16 protein-coding genes are annotated in these 19,909 nt (G+C 65.4%); 7 read left to right on the plus strand and 9 right to left on the minus strand.

Going from position 1 to position 19,909, the window contains the following annotated elements:
* Positions 1–105: 105 nt before the first annotated feature.
* On the plus strand, positions 106–3,576 hold the full coding sequence (gene smc / locus D9R08_RS00305) for a chromosome segregation protein SMC (protein WP_233557145.1): 3,471 nt from the start codon (positions 106–108) through the stop codon (positions 3,574–3,576).
* Positions 3,577–3,582: 6 nt separating this feature from the next.
* Here smc and D9R08_RS00310 read toward each other — a convergent pair whose 3' ends face one another.
* The 5 genes from D9R08_RS00310 to D9R08_RS00330 all read right to left on the minus strand — a co-directional run bounded on the left by D9R08_RS00310 (position 3,583) and on the right by D9R08_RS00330 (position 9,181).
* Positions 3,583–4,983 carry a GntP family permease gene (locus D9R08_RS00310; protein ID WP_121896024.1) on the minus strand — a complete coding sequence of 467 codons (1,401 nt, stop codon included), beginning with the start codon at positions 4,981–4,983 and terminating at the stop codon, positions 3,583–3,585.
* Between the two features lie 84 nt (positions 4,984–5,067).
* Positions 5,068–6,243 (minus strand): lytic murein transglycosylase, encoded by a 1,176-nt coding sequence (locus D9R08_RS00315; RefSeq protein ID WP_121896025.1) that lies wholly within the window; start codon positions 6,241–6,243, stop codon positions 5,068–5,070.
* Between the two features lie 62 nt (positions 6,244–6,305).
* Positions 6,306–7,208: an adenosylcobinamide-phosphate synthase CbiB gene (gene cbiB / locus D9R08_RS00320; protein ID WP_121896026.1), complete on the minus strand. Its 903-nt coding sequence runs from the start codon at positions 7,206–7,208 to the stop codon at positions 6,306–6,308.
* The gene (locus tag D9R08_RS00325) at positions 7,205–8,170 is read right to left on the minus strand and encodes a threonine-phosphate decarboxylase (RefSeq protein WP_121896027.1); all 966 of its coding nucleotides are present in this window, start codon (positions 8,168–8,170) and stop codon (positions 7,205–7,207) included. The genes cbiB and D9R08_RS00325 overlap by 4 nt, the downstream gene beginning before the upstream one ends.
* Positions 8,171–8,191: 21 nt before the next feature.
* Positions 8,192–9,181 (minus strand): glutathione S-transferase family protein, encoded by a 990-nt coding sequence (locus D9R08_RS00330; RefSeq protein ID WP_121896028.1) that lies wholly within the window; start codon positions 9,179–9,181, stop codon positions 8,192–8,194.
* A gap of 204 nt (positions 9,182–9,385) precedes the next feature.
* On the opposite strand from D9R08_RS00330, the gene D9R08_RS00335 reads away from it, so the two are divergent.
* From D9R08_RS00335 to D9R08_RS00355, 5 genes are all read left to right on the plus strand, one after another.
* Positions 9,386–9,736, plus strand: coding sequence for a hypothetical protein (locus tag D9R08_RS00335; RefSeq protein ID WP_121896029.1), 351 nt, complete (start codon positions 9,386–9,388; stop codon positions 9,734–9,736).
* A gap of 190 nt (positions 9,737–9,926) precedes the next feature.
* Positions 9,927–10,928, plus strand: a complete 1,002-nt coding sequence (gene dgcN, locus D9R08_RS00340; protein ID WP_121896030.1) for an N-acetyltransferase DgcN — start codon at positions 9,927–9,929, stop codon at positions 10,926–10,928.
* Positions 10,925–11,887, plus strand: coding sequence for an N-acetyl-D-Glu racemase DgcA (dgcA, locus tag D9R08_RS00345; RefSeq protein ID WP_121896031.1), 963 nt, complete (start codon positions 10,925–10,927; stop codon positions 11,885–11,887). Before dgcN ends, dgcA begins: the two co-directional genes overlap by 4 nt.
* Positions 11,888–11,963: 76 nt before the next feature.
* The gene (locus tag D9R08_RS00350; RefSeq protein WP_121896032.1) at positions 11,964–12,758 is read left to right on the plus strand and encodes an alpha/beta hydrolase family esterase; all 795 of its coding nucleotides are present in this window, start codon (positions 11,964–11,966) and stop codon (positions 12,756–12,758) included.
* 65 nt (positions 12,759–12,823) lie between these two features.
* The gene (locus D9R08_RS00355; RefSeq protein ID WP_121896033.1) at positions 12,824–13,678 is read left to right on the plus strand and encodes a D-amino-acid transaminase; all 855 of its coding nucleotides are present in this window, start codon (positions 12,824–12,826) and stop codon (positions 13,676–13,678) included.
* On the opposite strand, the gene D9R08_RS00360 is transcribed toward D9R08_RS00355, so the two are convergent.
* Positions 13,675–14,127: a VOC family protein gene (locus D9R08_RS00360; protein WP_121896034.1), complete on the minus strand. Its 453-nt coding sequence runs from the start codon at positions 14,125–14,127 to the stop codon at positions 13,675–13,677. The genes D9R08_RS00355 and D9R08_RS00360 overlap by 4 nt on opposite strands.
* Before the next feature lie 98 nt (positions 14,128–14,225).
* On the opposite strand from D9R08_RS00360, the gene D9R08_RS00365 reads away from it, so the two are divergent.
* Entirely contained in the window at positions 14,226–14,702 is a 477-nt protein-coding gene (locus tag D9R08_RS00365; RefSeq protein ID WP_121896035.1) for an MOSC domain-containing protein, read from the plus strand.
* Between the two features lie 31 nt (positions 14,703–14,733).
* Here D9R08_RS00365 and D9R08_RS00370 read toward each other — a convergent pair whose 3' ends face one another.
* The 3 genes from D9R08_RS00370 to dapE form a co-directional block, all read right to left on the minus strand.
* Positions 14,734–15,858 carry a lytic murein transglycosylase gene (locus tag D9R08_RS00370; RefSeq protein ID WP_325048847.1) on the minus strand — a complete coding sequence of 375 codons (1,125 nt, stop codon included), beginning with the start codon at positions 15,856–15,858 and terminating at the stop codon, positions 14,734–14,736.
* 397 nt (positions 15,859–16,255) lie between these two features.
* On the minus strand, positions 16,256–18,526 hold the full coding sequence (rnr, locus tag D9R08_RS00375; protein ID WP_121896036.1) for a ribonuclease R: 2,271 nt from the start codon (positions 18,524–18,526) through the stop codon (positions 16,256–16,258).
* A gap of 145 nt (positions 18,527–18,671) precedes the next feature.
* Positions 18,672–19,820, minus strand: a complete 1,149-nt coding sequence (gene dapE / locus D9R08_RS00380) for a succinyl-diaminopimelate desuccinylase (protein ID WP_121896037.1) — start codon at positions 19,818–19,820, stop codon at positions 18,672–18,674.
* Positions 19,821–19,909 lie beyond the last annotated feature (89 nt).

The raw sequence follows: 19,909 nt of genomic DNA on the forward strand, positions 1-19,909 counted from the left end.
ACAGCCCATATTTTGTGGATAACAGCCGGAATACGCCCAGATGCAGGGCTTCACCGTTGACTTACGCCCCTCCGCAGCCAGACAATCCACGACCAACGGAATCACATGGGCAATGACGGCTTGCGCTTTTCCAAGATCAGACTGAACGGCTTCAAGAGCTTCGTGGACCCGACCGACCTGCTGATCGGTGACGGGTTGACCGGCGTGGTCGGCCCGAATGGCTGTGGCAAGTCGAACCTGCTTGAGGCGCTCAGATGGGTGATGGGCGAAAACCGCCCCACCGCGATGCGCGGCGGCGGCATGGAGGACGTGATCTTCGCCGGTGCCGCCACCCGGCCCGCCCGCAATTTCGCCGAAGTCTCGATCATCATCGACAATTCGGAACGCCTTGCGCCCGCTAACTTCAACAGCGAAGACCAGTTGGAAATCGTCCGCCGGATTACCCGCGACGCCGGCAGCGCCTACAAGACTAACGGCAAGGATGTGCGCGCGCGCGACGTGCAGATGCTGTTTGCGGATGCTTCCACCGGGGCGCATTCGCCGGCTCTGGTGCGGCAGGGGCAGATCTCGGAACTGATCAACGCCAAGCCGAAATCCCGCCGGCGGGTTCTGGAAGAGGCCGCGGGCATTTCGGGTTTGTACCAAAGGCGCCATGAGGCGGAGCTGAAGCTGCGGGGAGCGGAAACGAATCTGGCCCGCATCGACGATGTGCTTGAGCAGTTGGCAAGCCAGCTTGCGGCGCTGGCGCGGCAGGCGAAACAGGCCGCGCGCTATCGCGAGATCGGGGCCGAGCTGCGCCATGCCGAAGGTGTGCTTCTTTACCTGCGCTGGCGGGAGGCGGATCAGGCCCGGATGGCTGCGGAGACCGCGTTGCAGGCGGCGGTCCGGGATGCCGCTGCTGCGGAGGGCAATGCGCTTCGGGCGGCAAAGATGCGCGAGGCCGCCGAGACGGATCTGCCCCCCAAGCGGGAGGAGGAGGCGATTGCCGCGGCCCTGCTGCAACGGTTCACGGTGGAGCGGGCAGCGCTGGACGATGAGGACGCCCGTGCGGCAAAAACCATCGAAACCCTCACCGCGCGGATCGAGCAACTGAGCCATGATATCGGGCGCGAGCAGAACCTGAATGCGGATGCGGGCGACACCATCGCCCGGCTGGAGCAGGAACGTACAACGTTGACCGCGGCCAGCGCGGGCCACGAAGACGCGCTTGCCGCCGCATCGGCGGAGGCCGCGGATGCGGCGCGCATTCTAGCGGACCGGGAAACCGCTTTGAGCCAGCTGACCGAAGATGCCGCCCGGCTTGCAGCACGCCATCAGTCGGCGCAACGCCTGGTGGAGGATGCGAGCCGCGCGGAGGCGCGCAATACCGCCGAGGCGGAAAAAGCTGGTGCCGCGGCCGTCGAAGCCGAGGATCGCCTGAAAAGCCTGACCCGCGATCATGAGAATGCCGAAGCCGCACTGACCGCCGCGACCGATCTGGCCGTCCGCGCCGAAGACACGCTTGCCCAGACCGAGGCCGCCCGCGCGCAGGCGCAGACAAGCGAGGGCGAGGCCCGCGCCGCCCGCGCCGAGGCCGAGGGGCAGCTGGGCACACTGGATGCAGAGGTTCGCGCGTTGACGAAACTGCTCGATCGCGAACGCGGCAGTGGCGACCAGATCCTCGATCAGGTGCAGGTGGCCCCCGGCTTCGAGGCCGCGGTTGGCGCCGCTCTGGCTGACGATCTGAAAGCGCCCGTTGCTGTAAAGGCGGGGGCCAGCGGGTGGACCCCTCTGCCGGCCTATGACAGGGCGCAGCCATTGCCTGCGGGTGTGTCCGCGCTGACCGGTTATGCCGATGCGCCCGAGGTTCTGGCCCGGCGGCTGGGTCAGGTTGGCGTGGTCAGCCCCGAAGACGGGCCGCGTCTGCAGGCGGCGCTTTTGCCGGGGCAGCGTCTGGTCAGCCGCGAGGGGGATTTGTGGCGATGGGACGGGTTCGCGCTGCCTGCGTCCGAGGGGTCTTCCACTGCTGCGCGGCGGTTAAGCCAGGTCAACCGGCTGAACGACCTGTCCGCTGAGTTGGAACGCGCGACCAAGGCTGCCGACCGGGCCCGCGCGACCCATGAAAGCAACGCGGTCCGTCTGGCCGACCTGACCGGCGCCGACAAGGCTGCTCGGGAGGCCCGGCGCGCCGCCGATGCGCAGGTCGCCGAGGCGAGCCGAGCCTTCAGCCGGGCCGAGGCCGAACGCAACATTCTGGCCGGGCGCCTTGAAACCCTGCGGCAGGCCGCGCGGCGCCACGAGGAGGAGGCCGCCAATGCCCGACGCGACCTGAGCGAGGCCATGGCCGCACAGGCCGGGCTGGACGATCTGGAGACTGTCCGCGCCCAGGTTGCGGATACCAAGACGACAGTCGAGGCCGCGCGCCTGACGATGCTTGCCCGGCGGACCGGGTTCGACGAATTGAAACGCGACGGCGAGGCGCGCGCCAAGCGGATCGCCCAGATCGCGGGCGAACTGGAAACCTGGCGCAAGCGGCTGGCCACGGCCGAGACCCGGATCGCGGAGCTGAACAGCCGCAAGACCGCGTCGGAGGCCGAGCTGGACTCCGCCAGCGCCCTGCCTGCGGAGATCGCGGCACGCCGGGACGCGCTGGCCGGCACAATCGCCGAGGCGGAGACGCGCCGCGCTGTGGCGGCGGACGCGCTTTCGACTGCGGAAACCGCGCTCAAATCCGCCGTTGCCGCCGAGCGGGAGGCGGAACGCGCGGCTTCCGACGCGCGGGAGGCCCGCGCTCGTGCCGAGGCCCGCCGCGATGCCGCCGCCGAGGCCGTGGCCCAATCCGCCGACCGGATCATGGACGAGATGGAACTGACCCCGGACAGGCTTCTGGAAAGCCTCGATGCCGATCCCGAAAAGCTGCCCGGGGCCGAGCGGGTGGAAAGCGATGTCGTTCGGCTGCGGCGTCAGCGGGATGCGCTGGGTGCCGTGAACTTGCGCGCCGAGGAGGATGCGGAAGCTGTGCGGGAGGAGCATGACACGCTGGAGGCCGAAAAGCTCGACCTGGAAGAGGCGATCAAGAAATTGCGGGCCGGTATCGCGGCGCTGAACCGGGAGGGGCGCGAACGGCTACTGACCGCCTTCGAAGAGGTCAATCGCAACTTCGGCGTGTTGTTCACGCATCTGTTCGGGGGCGGCGAGGCCAAGCTCGTGCTGGTGGAAAGCGACGATCCGCTGGAGGCCGGACTGGAGATCCTGTGCCAGCCGCCGGGCAAGAAGCTTTCCACCCTGTCCCTGCTGTCCGGTGGTGAACAGACGCTGACAGCGCTTGCGCTGATCTTCGCAGTGTTTCTGGCTAACCCGGCGCCGATTTGCGTACTGGACGAGGTCGACGCGCCGCTGGACGATGCCAATGTCGCGCGATTCTGCGATCTGCTGGACGAGATGTGCCGACGCACCGACACGCGCTTCCTGATCATCACCCACCATGCGGTGACCATGTCGCGCATGGATCGGTTGTTCGGGGTCACCATGGCCGAACAGGGTGTCAGCCAACTGGTCAGCGTCGATCTGAAGAAGGCCGAGCAGATGGTGGCCTAAGGCGAGTTAGAAACTGCCGAACAGGCCGCCAAGCGTGAGCACCACGATCAGTGCCAGTGTCGGGATCGCGACGGCCACCATGAACACATCCGCATAGCTTTCCTTGTGGCTCAGGCGGCCGATGGCGAAAAGGGTGATCACCGCGCCGTTATGGGGCAGGGCGTCGAGACCGCCGGTGGCGATCGACATCACACGGTGCATCAGCGACGGTTCGATCCCGGCCGCCTCGGCGCTTGCCACATACTGATCGCCAAGCGCGTCGAGGGCGATGCTCATCCCGCCCGAGGCAGACCCGGTGATCCCGGCCAGGATCGCCGAGGAGGCGGCAAGGGAAATCAGCGGCCCGCCGGGTAGCGCGGCCACGGCATCGCGGACCATTTCGAAGGCGGGAAGACCCGCGGCGACCGCACCGAAACCGACGAGGGCGCTGGTGTTGAAGATCGGTAGAAGCGAGGCTTCGGCCCCCCGGCTGAGAGAGTTGGCCGGCTGGTCGAGCGTTCGATTGAAAAGCGCCATCGCCAGCAGGATGCTGCAGATCAGCGCCGCGATGATCGACCAGATCCCGATCAGAGCGCCTGCATCGGTGTTGCCCCAACGCGGATCGGCCAGATAGCTGGTATCGAGCCCGGGCAGCAGGATGGTGCTGAACACGAAGTTCAGGATCAGCACCGACAGGATCGGGCTGAGCGCCAACCAAAGCGGCATCGGCTTGCGGATCAGCGGCTGGCTCGGGGTGTCTTCCACGATTTCCGTCCCGCGCGGCGGGCTTTCGAAATGCTCGCCCGCGGCCCTGAGCGTGCGGGCGCGCCGGGCGAGCCAGAACAGGCCGAATCCCGCCATGATGAGCCCGGCGATGATGCCAAGCCCAGGTGCGGCGAAGGCGGTGGTGCCGAAATACGGCATCGGTATCGCGTTCTGGATCGCGGGCGTCCCGGGAAGGGCAGTCATCGTGAACGTAAAGGCGCCAAGCGCAATGGAGGCCGGGATCAGCCGTCGCGGCAGGTCCGCGCTGCGAAAGAGCGCCATGGCCAGCGGGTAGATCGCGAAGGCGACCACGAAAAGCGACACACCGCCATAGGTCAGGATCGCGCAGGAAATCACCACTGCCGGGATCGCCTGTTGCTGGCCGAGGGCGCGCACGATGCCATCGGCCACGCGGCGGGCCGCGCCGCTGTCCTCCATGATCCGGCCGAAGACCGCCCCAAGCAGAAACAGCAGGAAGTAGGAGATGATGAAGCCACCGGTCGCGGGCATGAAGCGTTGGGTGAGACTGGCCAGAAGCGGCTCTCCGGCCATGCCGGCGGCAAGCAACGCCATCACAGGCGACAGGATCAGAACCGAAACTCCCCGCCAGGCGAGCCAGATCAACAGGGTCAGCGGGATCAGGATGGTGGCAAGCGTCAGGATCGCGGCTCCGAAATGGGGTCGGAGCCACTCTGCCGGTCTGGGGGCCGGCGAAAACCAGTCGAAATGCCGCAGTGCGGCGGAAGCTCAGAGCGCGCGCAGCAGTTCCACCGTCGGCCAGGCATCCGCCGGCAGGCCGAGGCGCTGCTGTTCGGCCTGCACGGCCGCTCGGGTCATCCGGCCCAGAATGCCATCGACCCCGCCCACGTCATGGCCGCGCGCCACGAGCCGCTGCTGCAGCTGGCGCATCTGGTCGGGGCTGAGCCCGCCGGTGGCGCCGCCCGCGTTGTAAACCGGCGCGCCCTCCAGGCGTGTGGCGAAATATGCGGCGGTGGTCACATAGACAAAGCTTTGATTCCATTCGAAGAACACATTGAAATTAGGGTATGCGAGGAAGGCCGGACCGTTGCGGCCCTGAGGCAGGAGAACGGAGGCCTGAAGGTTGCGGCCCGGCAGGCTTCCGGTTCTGGCGCGAATGCCAGCCGCCTCCCATTCCGATACCCGGCGGGTGGTGTCGAGGCCGGTCTGCGCCCAGTCCAGGTTGTCGGGCACAGTGATCTCGACCAGCCAGGGCTCGTTCGCGCGCCAGCCAAGTCCGCGCAGCATGTTGGCACCGGACAGGAGCGCATCGGCCGGCGAGGTTTTCAGGGTGACATGCCCGTCGCCGTCACCGTCGACACCCCGGGTCAGGATATCTTCGGGGAGCATCTGCACCATGCCGATTTCCCCCGCCCAGGCCCCGGTGGTCGTGGCCGGGTCAAAATCGCCGTTCTCGAAGAGTTCCAGCGCCGCGAAGATCTGCGGGCGGAAAAGCTGCGGGCGGCGGCAATCATGAGACAGCGTCACCAGCGCGTTCAACGTGTTGAAATCGCCCTGAACCGCCCCGTAATCCGTCTCCAGTGCCCAAAAGGCCAGAAGCACCCCGCGGGAGACGCCGAATTGCCTCTCGGCCACGTCGAAGACGGCGTCGTAGCGCTGGCTGTTGCGGGCCCCGTTTGTGATCCTGTTCTGACTGATCACCCGGCGTGAAAATTCAGTAAAGGGCAGTTGGAACACCCCCTGCCGGCGATCGGCATTGATCACCGACTGGTCGAACCGGACCGAGCGGAAGAACGCATCGACATTCGCCTGGGAATGGCCCCGGCTGACCGCTTCGGAGCGCAGACCGTTGACGAAGCTGCTGAAATCCCCGCCGCATTGCTGGGCGAGGGCGGGCGCCGCGCTGAGCGTGACGGCGAGAAGGGCGGCGGACCAAATGCGCATTGGGAAATCCTGTTTTTTGCGAACGTCGGCAGATTAGCAAGGTTGCGTAGGCTGGCAAACCGTCAGAACAGCGCGAGGGCGAAAACAAGCCCAAGCATCAGCGCCCATGTTCGCCAAAGCACGCCTATGGCGGCGTCGATGTCGCGCGGCCCGGGGTCCTTGCGGCCGGACTCATTCACGTAGGGAAACGCCTTGCGCTCTCCGTGATAGCTGCGCGGACCGGACAGCGCGATGCCCAGAACGCCCGCCATCGCCGCCTCGGGCCAGCCCGCGTTGGGGGACCGGTGCATCCACGCCTCGCGGCGGGCGATGTGCCAGGCCTGCGGGGCGCCGTGGGCCATGGCGATAAGAAGCGCGGTGAGCCTTGCGGGCACCCAGTTCAGAACATCGTCCAGCCGGGCGGCAGCCCACCCGAATTGCGCATGCCGGGCGGTGCGATGGCCGATCATGCTGTCGGCGGTGTTCACGATCTTGTAGATCAAAATGCCCGGCAACCCGAGCGCAAGAAACCAGAATGCCGGCGCCACCACCCCGTCGGAGAGGTTTTCGGCGGCGCTTTCGATGGCCGCGCGGGCGATCTCCGGCTCGGTCATGGCGCGGGTGTCGCGCCCGACGATCATTGCCACGGTCCGGCGCCCGGGCAGGGAGCCGTACCGCAGTGCATCGGCCACCGCCTGCACGTGCTGCACGAGGCTGCGCTGCGCCAGAAGGATGGCCGCGCCAAGGGTGGACCAGAGCCAGCCAAGAGGCAGGGCATTCGCGATCACACCGATCATGGTCGCCAGACCGATCAGCCCTGCGAGTGCGAAAATGCCTTTCGCCACGCGGTTTGAACCGGTGTTGAAGCGGGTATCGCACCAGCCGACCGCGCGCCCCATCAGAACCGCGGGATGCGGGATGCGCGACCAGAGCCAGCGCGGCTCCCCCAAAATCGCGTCCAGCAAGAGAGCGAAGAACAGGCTCATGGCCGGCCCGGGTCGCCGATTGCGGCCTCCAGCCGTTGCCAGTGGTCGGGATGCGGAAGGCCAAGGCGGATCCAGCGGCTGGAATAGGGGAAGATGCGCGTCCAGATACGGTGCCGGGCAAGGCGGGTTTGCCAGGCGCGCGCGTCAGCGACATCGTAAAGCCGGAAGAGAGATGTGCCGCCGGCAAGCGTTGCGCCGGCACCGGCCATCAGGGCGTCCATCCGTACGGCGTCCGCGGCAAGCCGTCTGCGGGTCTCCTCCGCCCAGGCATCGTCGCTCAGCGCACGTGCCGCGATATGCAGCGCCGGGCCGGAGACGGGCCACGGCCCGAGCCTCTCCGCAAGCTGTGCCAGGGTTTCGGGCCGCGCGATCGCGAAGCCAAGACGCAGCCCCGCGAGCCCCCAGAACTTGCCGAAGCTCTTCAGGACAAGTGTGCCCGGTCGCCGGGCCAGCCCGATCAGTGTGCGCTCGGGCGTGACGTCGCAGAAGCTTTCGTCGATCACGGTCAGCGCGCGCGGCGGGATCTCCGCCGCATCCAGCATCCGGCCATCGGGGTTGTTGGGCTGGACGATGACTTGCGCATCGCCCGCGCGCCCCAGCTGCCAGCCTGCCGCGCGAAACGCCGCCTCATGTTCGTTATATGTGGGGCCGTTGATGGTGACCTTGGCCGCCGGGGCAAGCCGCGGCAGATGGGCGATCAGCGCCGAGGCCCCCGGGGCCGCCAGAATATCCGTCCCGTCCGGAAGACCCCAGAACCGGCGCGCCTGGGTCAGAAGTGCGTCCATGGCCCGGACATCGGGCAGGGCCTCCCACGCCGCCTTGGGAACATCGCCAACCGGATATGGCACCGGGTTGATGCCGGTCGACAGATCCAGCCACTCGTGCCGCCGCCCGCCAAAGCGGCGGGCGGCGGCATCGATCCCGCCGCCGTGATCGCGTTTTGTGTGAGCCGGCCCTGTCATGGAGCCGGTTGAACCTGATTTTCAGGCCGCCTGCAACGCCTCCCGCCCATGGGGCTCGGCCCAGTCGATCACCGGGTTGATCGGAATGATGCGGTGCGGATTGATGCTGTCATGGCTGTAGTGATAATGCCGCACGATGTGATCGAAATGGATCGTGTCCGCGACACCCGGCCATTGATAGAGTTCCCGCGTGTAGGCCCAGAGGTTCGGGTAATCGACGATGCGCCGCCGGTTGCATTTGAAATGCAAGTGGTAGACCTGATCGAAACGGACAAGCGTTGTCAGCAGGCGCCAGTCCGCCTCGGTCACCTGATCGCCGGCCAGATAGCGGGTTTTCGACAGCATCCCCTCGACCCATCCCAAAGCCTCGAAAAGCGCGGTGACGGCGGTATCATAGGCGTGTTGCGAGGTGGCGAAACCGGATTTGTAGACCCCGTTGTTGATATCGGAATAGACGCGCGCATTGATGCTGTCGATCTGCTCGCGCAGCGGTTCGGGGTAGAAATCCTGCGTGTCGCCTGTGATGTCGTTGAAGGCGGCGTTGAACATGCGGATGATTTCGGCGCTTTCGTTGGAGACGATGGTTTCCCGCTCCTTGTCCCACAGGATCGGGACGGTCACCCGGCCTGTCATGTCGGACTTCGCGCGCAGATAGATATCCCGCGCGAAGGGCAGGCCGAACAGTCGGTCTCCCGTCGCGCCGTCGAAATCCGTATCGAAGGTCCAGCCCTCGGACAGCATGTCGGGATGCACGACCGAGATGTCGATGTGATCCTCCAGCCCTTTCAGCGCGCGGAAAATCAGGGTCCGGTTGGCCCAGGGGCAGGCATGGGAGACATAAAGATGATAGCGCCCGCTTTCGGCCTTGAACCCGCCCTCGCCCGAGGGGCCAGCGCTGCCATCTGCGGTGATCCAGTTGCGAAACTGCGCCTCCTGACGCTTGAAGGCGCCATCCGTCGACTCGGTCTCGTACCACTTGTCCTGCCATTCGCCGTCGACCAAAAGGCCCATATCCGCGCTCCTCTCTTTTTGCTCACTGGGCAGAGGTAGTGCCCGGGGCCGCCGGGGGAAACAGGAACCGGCGCAGGGAGACATCGGCAGGAATGCACAGGCCGACTGTGGCCAAGCGGTGACGCCTGCCCGTGCCGTTCAGGGAAAATCTTGACGGAACGCATGGTTACGACATCTTAACCATGTCTGGGGAAAGGTGCTGCCATGACCGGTTTTTTGCCCAAAGAAGTGCTTGATGGCCTCAATGCGGCCCGCAAACGCGACATGAAACGCCGCGCACGCCGCAGGGTTCACGTGGGCGAAAACGTGTATCCGATTCTCGATTACGCGGATGAAGGCTTTGCCGTGGATGCGGAAAATGCACCAAATCTGCGGGGTCTGGTGGATATCTATGACGGGCCGCAGCATCTCTATCAGGCGCTGATCGTCGCCTCAGCCCGGGACGGGGACCTGATGCGCTATGAATACAAGCGCAATACCCCCGCCGTGCATCACGCTCCGGTGGATTTCGAGCGGACGGATACGAGCCCGATCGCGTTGCTGACACAGGGGTAGCCCGGCAATCGGCGATTCGCGATGTATCGGGGGCAAACCGGTTGCTATCTGCACAATTCTTGCGCCAACTCGCCTTCAGGCCGAAGAAACTCCGCCCATAGCGTATGCAGAGCGTCAAAGCTGCGAAGTAATTCCGGTCTGCCGCCCCTAAACTTGCTAGGACAAACATGGCCATCGGAGTGCGCGAAAGATGATCCAGACCCCCTATCTGCTTTTCCTTGGTGATGCGCCGGATCAACTGGCCGCCAAGGTTGCGCGCGGCATCCGCGACTGGCGGCCCGACAATTGCGTCGGCCAGTTTCGGATGGAGGGGTGCAACGCGGATATCGGCCTGCCCGACATGACCCTGGCCCAGGCCCGGTCTGCCGGGGCGCGGACACTGGTGGTGGGCGTGGCAAATCGCGGCGGTGTGATTTCGGCGGCATGGAAGAAGGTGCTGGTCATGGCGCTGGAGGAGGGGTTCGATCTGGCCTCCGGTCTGCATAACCTGCTGCGCGACGAGCCCGATCTTGCCGCCGTGGCCAAGGCGACGGGTCGGGCGCTGCACGATGTCCGCGTGCCGGAAGTGGCCTATCCGATTGCCAATGGCCTGAAGCGAACGGGCAAACGCTGCCTTGCGGTGGGCACGGATTGCTCGGTCGGCAAGATGTACACGTCGCTGGCGATGGACAAGGAGATGAAGGCGCGCGGCCTCAAATCGAGTTTCCGGGCCACCGGGCAAACCGGCATTCTGATTACCGGCGACGGCGTACCGCTGGACGCGGTGGTGGCGGATTTCATCGCCGGGGCCGTCGAATGGCTGACCCCCGACAATGACGCCGACCACTGGGACCATATCGAGGGCCAGGGCAGCCTGTTCCATGTCTCCTATTCCGGAGTCACGATGGCGCTGATCCACGGGGGGCAACCCGATGCCCTGATCCTCAGCCATGAGCCGACCCGTACGCATATGCGCGGGCTGCCCGGTTACGATCTGCCCTCGCTTGAGGCGTTGCGCGATACCGCCCTGCCGCTGGCACGCATCGCAAATCCGGCAGCCGAGGTTGTCGGGATCTCGATCAACACCGCCGCAATGGCCGAGGATGAGGCGCTCGATCATCTTGCCGAGGTGGAGGCACGGATGGGCCTGGCCACGGTCGATCCGTTCCGGCAGGGGGCCGGCCGGCTGGTAGATGCGCTGTCGGGCCTATGATCTCGGTCACGCCGGATACGTTTCGCCTCGCGGAGGTTTTCACCATCGCGCGCGGGTCGCGCAGCGAGGCACATGTGCTGACCGCAAGGGTCATCCGCGACGGCGTCATCGGTCAGGGCGAATGCGTGCCCTATGGGCGGTATGGGGAAACGCGCGAGAGCGTGACGGCGCAGATCGAGGAGCTGCCGCAAGGGATCTCCCGCCAGGATCTGCAGGATGCGTTGCCTGCCGGCGCCGCGCGGAACGCAGTGGATTGCGCGCTGTGGGACTGGCAAGCGAAACAGACCGGTGCGCCTGTCTGGCAGCTGGCCGGGCTGCCGCGGCCCGGGCCGGTGGTCACGGCCTTCACCCTGTCGCTCGACACGCCGGACAACATGCGCGCGGCGGCGACGAAACACAGCTTCCGCCCGCTTCTCAAAATCAAGCTGGGCACACCCGATGACATGCCAAGGCTGGAAGCCGTGCGCGCGGGCGCGCCCGCATCCCGCATCATCGTCGATGCAAACGAAGGCTGGTCGGCGGAGGTTTATGCCGATCTCGCCCCGCATCTGATCCGTCTCGGCGTGGAAATGGTGGAACAGCCGCTGCCCGCGGGGCAGGATGATCTTCTGTCGGAAATCGACCGGCCGCTGCCCATTTGCGCCGATGAAAGCTGCCATGACCGGTCCAGCCTTCCGGGGCTGGCCGGGAAGTACGAAATGGTCAACATCAAACTCGACAAGACCGGCGGGCTGACCGAGGCTCTGGCGCTTCGCAGCGCGGCGCAGGAGGCCGGCTACAAGGTCATGGTCGGCTGCATGGTCGGTTCCTCCCTTGCCATGGCCCCCGCGATGCTGGTGGCACAGGGCGTCGATCTGGTCGATCTCGACGGTCCGCTCCTTCTGGCGGAAGACCGCGACGTGCCTCTGCGCTTCGATGGCAGCACCGTGTTGCCGCCCGCGGCGGATCTCTGGGGCTGAGGTCACGCAACCGTGCGGTGCAATCCCGCGCCGCAGGCTGCACCATCCTGTCTGACTGGATACAGGATGTTTCGCCATGCGCAGGCTCGCCCTTTTTCTGACGGTTCTTTTCGCAAGCCCGGCCGCGGCCTGCGGGCCGGATACGGACTGCATGATCGGGGAGCGCAGCTATCGGCTCTACCTCCCCGAAAATCTAGGTCCCGACCCGGTCGGTGCGGTCGTCTTTGCCCATGGCTATCGCGGCAGCGCCGAGGGCGTGATGCGCAACCGCTCGCTGCGCGGTCTGGCCGATGAGCTGGGAATGGTCTTCGTCGCGCTGAAATCCGCAGGCGATGACTGGAACCTTGCCCATCGCCCCCGAAATCCGGCCCAGACCGAGGCGCTGGAATACACCTATGTCGCCGCCGTGCTGGATGATGTGGCGGCCCGCGTCGCTCTTGATCGCGACCGTGTTGTGGCCACGGGCTTTTCGGCGGGCGGGATGATGACCTGGACGCTTGCCTGCGGAATGCCGGGTCAGTTTGCCGGGTTCGTCCCGATATCCGGGACCTTCTGGGCGCCGGTGCCGGAAACCTGCAGCGCTGCGCCGGCCAACCTTGTTCATATCCACGGAACGCAGGACAGCGTCGTGCCACTTGGCGGGCGCCAGATCGGTGAGGCCCGGCAAGGCGATGTCCCGACGGCGCTGGCGACTTATGCGGCCCATGGCGCCTTTTCCTACACGGAAACCGTACAGGCCCCGGGCGATATGATGTGCCGGCAATCCGAAAACGCCGCCGGTCAGGTGCTTGATTTCTGTACCTTCCCGGGCGGGCATGATTTCTCCGTCACGCGGTTGCGCCATGGGATCGCGCGCGTACTCGGCCACTGAAACGGGGTTGACAGACCCGCGCCCTCGGACCCACCTGAGACCGGAAAAATCAGAGGTATGCCCCTATGTCCCGCACTGTCTACGTCAATGGCGAGTATCTGCCCGAGGAAAGGGCCACCATCTCCATCTTCGATCGGGGCTTTCTCTTTGCCGATGGCGTTTACGAGGTGACCTCTGTCCTGGACGGCAAGCTGATCGACTTCGCGGGCCACGCCAAGCGTCTGGAACGGTCGCTTGGCGAGCTTGAGATATCCGCCCCCTGCTCCGTGGATGACCTGCTGGAAATTCATCGCCGTCTGGTGGCTGAAAACGATATCACCGACGGGCTGGTCTATCTGCAAATCACCCGGGGGGCGGCGGACAGGGATTTTGCCTATCCCACGGACGCCACGCCAACGCTGGTGCTCTTCACCCAATCCAAGCCCGGTCTTGCCGACAGCCCGGCGGCGCGCACGGGCATCAAGGTGATCTCGATCGAGGATCAGCGGTGGGGCCGCCGTGATATCAAGACGGTGCAGCTGCTCTACCCTTCGATGGGCAAGATGATGGCCAAGGCGGCGGGGGCCGATGACGCCTGGATGGTCGAAGACGGCGCAGTGACCGAGGGCACATCCAACAATGCCTATATCGTGAAGGGAAATACCATCGTCACCCGGCAGTTGGGCACGGAAATCCTCCACGGGATCACCCGCGCGGCCGTGCTCCGTTTCGCGCGCGAAGCACAAATGCGGGTGGAGGAACGGCCCTTCACCATCGACGAGGCGAAAGCGGCGGACGAGGCGTTCATCACCTCGGCCAGCAGTTTCGTGATGCCGGTGGTGGAGATGGACGGCGCGCCGATCGGAACCGGAAAGCCTGGCGCCGTGGCCACCCGCTTGCGGGAGATCTATCTGGAGGAAAGCCGCAAGGCCGCGGTCTAGGGTGCGGACCAGTCCGGATCTTTCGCGACCAGTTCCACCGTGTTGCCTTCGGGGTCCTCGGTGAAGATGCCACGCCAGCCGATCCAGCCGAAATGCTCAACCCTGTAAGGTTGGCCTTTGGCCTCGTACCAGGCCATGACCGCCTCCTGCTCGGCAAAGGGCAGGCTCAGGGCAAGGTGATGCAGGGATGATCGCGCCCCGGTTTCGGGTGCATCCTCGCCTGTTGGATGCAGACCCGGCCGCCCGGAAACGCTCTTGTCGAACAGGGCCAGCACTGCCGTGTGCCCGGCGAACCCGTCGGCAATGCGGAAAAACACGATCCCGTCCCCGGTATTGCCGCTGAGTCTCGTCAAGCCGATGATACCTTCGTAAAATGCGCTCATCGCTGCGATGTCGTCGCAGCGAATGGCGATCTCTCCCAACGCGCGCACCTGGAACCCACGGGTCATCTGAGGCCCCCCTTTCCGCCACGACTATCCGCCCGGGCGCTTCGGCGCGTCAAGGCGTGTCTTGGCCGGTGTGCACGCCCGTGTCATGGATTGCGTGCATGGAGACACTTTCCACCCTCACAGCGCGCCACGCGCGGGACGGTCGGCTAGACTGGATCGGGCTGCGCCCTGCGCGCCGGGCAGGAATGATCTCAGTCCAGAGGGTCGGGATCTCGGAAACCGGCCTTGACGGCGATCATCGCACGAAACCGGGAAAGCGCGCTGTCACCCTTGTTCAGGCCGAACATCTGCCCGTGATCGCAGCATTTGCGGGGCTGGAGGCGGTCACCCCGCAAATGCTGCGCCGAAACCTGATGATATCCCGGATCAATCTGGCGGCCCTGCGCGGGCGCATCCTTACCCTCGGCGCGGCGCGATTGCGCATCACGGGCCCCTGTGCACCCTGTTCCCGGATGGAAGAGGCGCTTGGCCCCGGGGGCTACACCGCGATGCGCGGCCACGGCGGCTGGACGGCGGAGGTTGTGACGCCCGGAACCGTTCAGATCGGCAACGCGGTCAGCCTGGTCCGGCCCTGATCCCTTCTGCTTCGCTGTTCCCTATCTATATCTAGCGCAGGCGCTGCAATACCCGGAGAGAGGCGTACCCATCGGGCACCACGCCGATGGAGGCCTGATACCGGCGCACGGCTTCGATGGTTTCGGGTCCGACGATCCCGTCGATGCCATTGGTCGAAAACCCCGCCCGGGTCAGGCGGCGCTGCAGTTCTTCACGTTCGTCCCGCGTCAACGCCCGGTCGGTGCGTGGCCATGTGGCGCGGAAGCTGGCGCCGCCCGCGATCCGGTCGGACAGATGGCCGACGGCGATCACATAGGCATCCGCGGTGTTGTACCGTTCGATCACATGGAAGTTGTTGAAAATCACCAGCGCCACGCCCTCCGCTCCGGCCGGCAACAGGATTGACGAGGGGCCGTGGTCGGGCAGTTGCCCGCCATCCGGCAGGCGCACGCCCATCGCATTCCATTGGCTCACGTTCTGTTTGATCCGCTCCCCCGATTGCGCGTAGTCGAAGCCGCGTGGCAGAACCACCTCCATCCCCCAGGGTTGCCCATGGGTCCAGCCGAAGCTGCGGAGATAATTGGCGGTGGAGGCCAGCGCGTCGGCGGGATTGTCCGACCAGATGTCGCGCCGACCGTCGCCGGTGATGTCGACTGCATGTTCCAGATAGCTGTTGGGCATGAATTGCGTGTGGCCCATGGCCCCGGCCCAGGATCCGCTCATTTGCTCGGGCTGCACGTCGCCCGCTTGCAGGATCCGCAGCGCATCAAGCAGCTGTGCTTCGAAGAACTCCTGTCTGCGGCCCTCATAGGCGAGGGTGGCCATCGCCTCTATGATATTGATATCGCCGCGGACATTGCCGTACGCGCTTTCCAGCCCCCAGATCGCGGTGACCACTTCGGCCTCCACGCGATAGGTCGCCTCGATCTGTTGCAGGAGGCGCTGATTCTGGCTGAACGCGGTGCGGCCATTGTTGATGCGCGTGGGAGAAACGGCGGTATCCAGATAATCCCACAATGCCCGGGAAAACTCCGACTGGTTGCGGTCCCGGTCAATGACTGTGCTGTTGAGCCGGACATTGCGAAACGCCCGGTCAAGAGTGTTCCGGCTGATGCCTGCGGCCCGGGCGCGGGTCTGGAACCTTTGAATCCATTGGCGAAAACCAGTGTCATCCACGACGGTCTGAACCTGCGCAACGGCTTGCACCGGTTGAGATATCCCGCGCGCGACAGGGCGCAGCGAAGTTCGGACGGCATGCGATCCCTGCTGCGTGGACACAGTGACGGCGGCCACCGGCCGGGGTTCTGGCCGCAAAGAGGTATCCGGCGGAAATGGCAGCGCCGCACCCGGTAGAAAACTGAAAAGAATGCCGATCCCGGCCCATACGCCACGCATGCCCATACCTGTTTTATTGGTTCTCTGCTCACCCTCAGTATAGCGCGATCCGGGGCGGGTAAGAAGCGGAATGCGGGCCATGCGCGGGCTGTTGCCGGATCGGACAGGTTTGGAAAAATCGCGAAAATGCGAAAAACCCGACGCCATCGGCATGGTCGTCGCCTCAGGCAAGCGTTGCTCAGCGTCGCTTGCGCAGAACCTTCTTCTTGCCTTTCGCGGCCTTGGCGCGGGCCTGTCCGGCCTTGCGCCGGGGCGCCTTGCCACGCCGTCCCGAATTACGGTCCCCGCCGGGTCCGTGCCGCACGATCTCGCCATCGATGGACACCAGTTCCAAGGTCAGCCCGCCGGTGACCGGGACCGCTTCGGCCAGTTTCACCGTCACCTCCTGCCCGATGCCGATGACCAGCCCGGTATCGGCCCCCATCAGCGTCTGCGCCTCGGCGTCGTGGTGGAAGTATTCCCGGCCGAGCGCGCGCATCGGGAGCAGGCCGTCCGCACCCGTTTCGTCCAGTTTCACGAAGGCGCCGAACCGCGCGATGCCCGAGATGCGCCCGGTGAACTCCGCGCCCACACGGTCGGAGAGATAAGCCGCCAGATAGCGGTCATTCGTGTCGCGCTCCGCCATCATCGAGCGGCGTTCGGTGTCGGAGATGTGTTTGGCCGTCTCGTCCAGCCGCTCGATCTCCTCTGGGCTCAACCCGTCGCGACCCCAGCCGTGGGCCGCGATCAGCGCCCGGTGGACGATCAGATCCGCGTAGCGCCGGATGGGCGAGGTGAAATGCGCGTAGCTTTTCAGGGCCAGTCCGAAATGGCCGAAATTCTCGGCATTGTAATAGGCCTGCTGCATCGAACGCAGGGTGGAGATGCTGATCAGTTCGCTGAAATCGCTGTCGCGCGCGGCATTCAGGAGCGCATTCAGATGCTGCGTCCGTAGAACCTGCCCCTTGGCCAATGTGAAGCCGCTGCTTTGGGCGGTTTCCCGCAAGGCCTCCATCTTCTGACGGTCCGGTTCCTCATGAACGCGGAACAGCAGCGGTGTGCGTTTTGCGATCAGGGTCTCGGCGGCCGCGACATTGGCCAGAACCATGAACTCCTCGATCAGCTTGTGGGCATCGAGCCTGTCCTTGAACGCGACGGACGTGACCTTGCCCTCCTCGCTCAACACGATCCGGCGTTCGGGCAGATCAAGTTCCAGCGGCTGACGGTGGGCGCGGGCGCGTTTCAGCGCGGCATAGGCGGCATAAAGCGGCGCGATAACCGGATCCAGCAGGGGCTGGCATTTGTCATTCGGTTGCCCGTCCTGGGCGGCCTGAACCTCTTCGTAATTCAGCGATGCGGCGGATCGCATGAGCCCGCGATGGAAACTGTGGGAAAGCTTCGCCCCCTCCGCGTCGATCACCATACGCACGGCAATGCAGGCCCGCGGCACGCCTTCGTGCAACGAGCAGAGATCGCCCGACAGCCGGTCGGGCAGCATCGGCACCACCCGATCGGGGAAATATGTGGAATTGCCGCGTTTCTTCGCCTCGCGGTCCAGCGCGCTGCCCGGGCGCACGTAATGCGCGACATCCGCGATGGCGACCCAGATCACATGCCCGCCCGGGTTTTTGGGGTCGTCATCGCCATGAGCATAGCAGGCATCGTCGTGGTCGCGCGCATCGGCCGGGTCGATGGTGATAAGGGGCATGTCGCGCAGGTCGTCACGGCCGGAAAGCCCGGCCGGCCCGGCGCGGTCGGCCTCGTCGATAACCGCATCGGGAAAGGCATCGGGAATGCCGTGTTCGTGGATCGCGATCAGGCTGACCGCCTTCGGCGCGCCGGGGTCGCCCAACCGCTCGGTGATCCGCGCCCGAGGCAGGCCCATGCGGTTTTTCGGTCCCGCCTGTTCCGCCTCGACCAGTTCGCCATCCCGGGCGCCGTAGGTGGCGTCGGCGGCAACGATCCAGTCCTTGTCGCTGCCCTTCGCGATGGGCACGATGCGGCCACCCTCGGCGGATTTGCGGAAGATACCAAGCAGCTTGCGCGGGTTGGTGCCGATCCGCCGGATCAGGCGGGCGATATACTGATGATCCTCGCCCGAGACCTCCTGCAGGCGTGCGAGGATCCGGTCGCCCTCGCCAAGTGCGGGGTCGGTGGCGCGGGGCGCGAACAGAATGCGCGGCTCCGGCCCTTCGCCATGCCATTCCAGCGGGTGCGCGAACAGATCGCCCAGATCATCCGGCGGCAGCATCTGCAGGACGGACACGGGCGGCAGCTTGTCCGGATCGCGATAGGTCTTGCGGCGCTTTTCAAGATGCCCGTCCTCTTCCAGTTCCCGGAGGATCTTTTTCAGGTCGATCCGCGCCGCCCCCTTCACATGAAACGCCTTGGCGATGTCACGCTTGGAGGTCTGGCCGGGATGATCGGCGATCCAGGCTAGGATGTCTGATTTGGAAGGAAGACGGTTCATGAGAGGGGAGGTAGCACGAGGGACCGGGCGCGTCATCGGTGAAGTGCGATGCGGCCGGACCGCCCGAACCCGGGAGGCCGGAACGGAGAGGTGGCTCCGGTGGCGGGTATGCAGGCCGGACGAAGACCGGCGCGCGGGAGGCGGCTCAGGCGAAGTAATCGGTCAGGATACGGCCATAGATCCGTTTCAGGTCGTGGATATCCTGTACCCAGACACGTTCATCCACTTCATGCATCCTGTGTCCGACAAGGCCGAACTCCACCACCGGGCAATGAGATTTCACGAATCGCGCGTCGGATGTCCCGCCGGTGGTGGACAAAACCGGATTCTGATTGGTCTCCTTGTGGATCGCCTGACTGACCAGTGTGGACAGTGCGCCTGGCGGCGTCAGAAACGGTTCGCCGGAGATTTTTGCCTCAAGGGTGATCCGCGTACCCGTCTCTTCTGCGACCCTGTCGGCCTCCGCTTGCAGCCACTCGGTCAGGGAGGCCCCGCTATGGGTATCGTTGAACCGCAGATTAACGGTCATCCGGGTTTGGGCCGGGATGACGTTGGAGGCCGGATTGCCGGTGTCGATCGTTGTGACCGAGCAGGTGGAGGGATCGAAATGGTCTGTACCTTCGTCCAGCACGCGACTTGACAGACGATGTGCCAGAAGCGCCACCGCGGGCATCGGGTTCAGTGCCTTGTGCAGATAGGCGGAATGGCCCTGCTTGCCGGCAACAGTGATATGCGCGGTCATCGAGCCGCGCCGCCCGATCTTGATCATGTCGCCGATGGTCTCCGGGCACGTTGGTTCGCCGACGAGGCAGGCGGTCATCTGCTCGCCCTCCTCGGCCATCCAGTCGAGGATTGCGATCGTGCCGTCGGTGGAACTGCCCTCCTCATCCCCGGTGATGGCAAGGATGATCGCGCCGTCTGGCGGGGTGGTGCGCACGAAATCGATCGCCGCGGCAACAAAGGCGGCGACACCGGATTTCATGTCGGTTGCGCCACGTCCGTAAAGCCAGCCCCCGTCAAACTCCGCGCCGAATGGCGGGTGGGTCCAGGCGGCTTCGTCGCCGACGGGCACCACATCGGTATGGCCGTTGAAGCCAAAGCTTCGGGCATGGCCCTTGGTGCCCCACCGCGCAAACAGATTGGGCGTCCCGTTCCGGTCGACCCGGATGCTGAGAAACCCGGCATCTGCGAGCGCCTCCTGCAGCAGCTGCAATGCGCCGCCTTCCTCCGGGGTGACCGAGGGGCAGCGCACCAGATCGGCGGTCAGTTTGGCGGGATCGACGGGCTGGGACATCGGGGGGCTCGCTTTCTCCAATTGGGGTGATGTCAGCGATAGCGCCGGTGGCAGGCGGGGACAAGCGGTGCGGCCTGCCACGGTAATCT

Source organism: Rhodophyticola porphyridii (assembly GCF_003688285.1).
GTDB classification, from domain to species: domain Bacteria; phylum Pseudomonadota; class Alphaproteobacteria; order Rhodobacterales; family Rhodobacteraceae; genus Rhodophyticola; species Rhodophyticola porphyridii.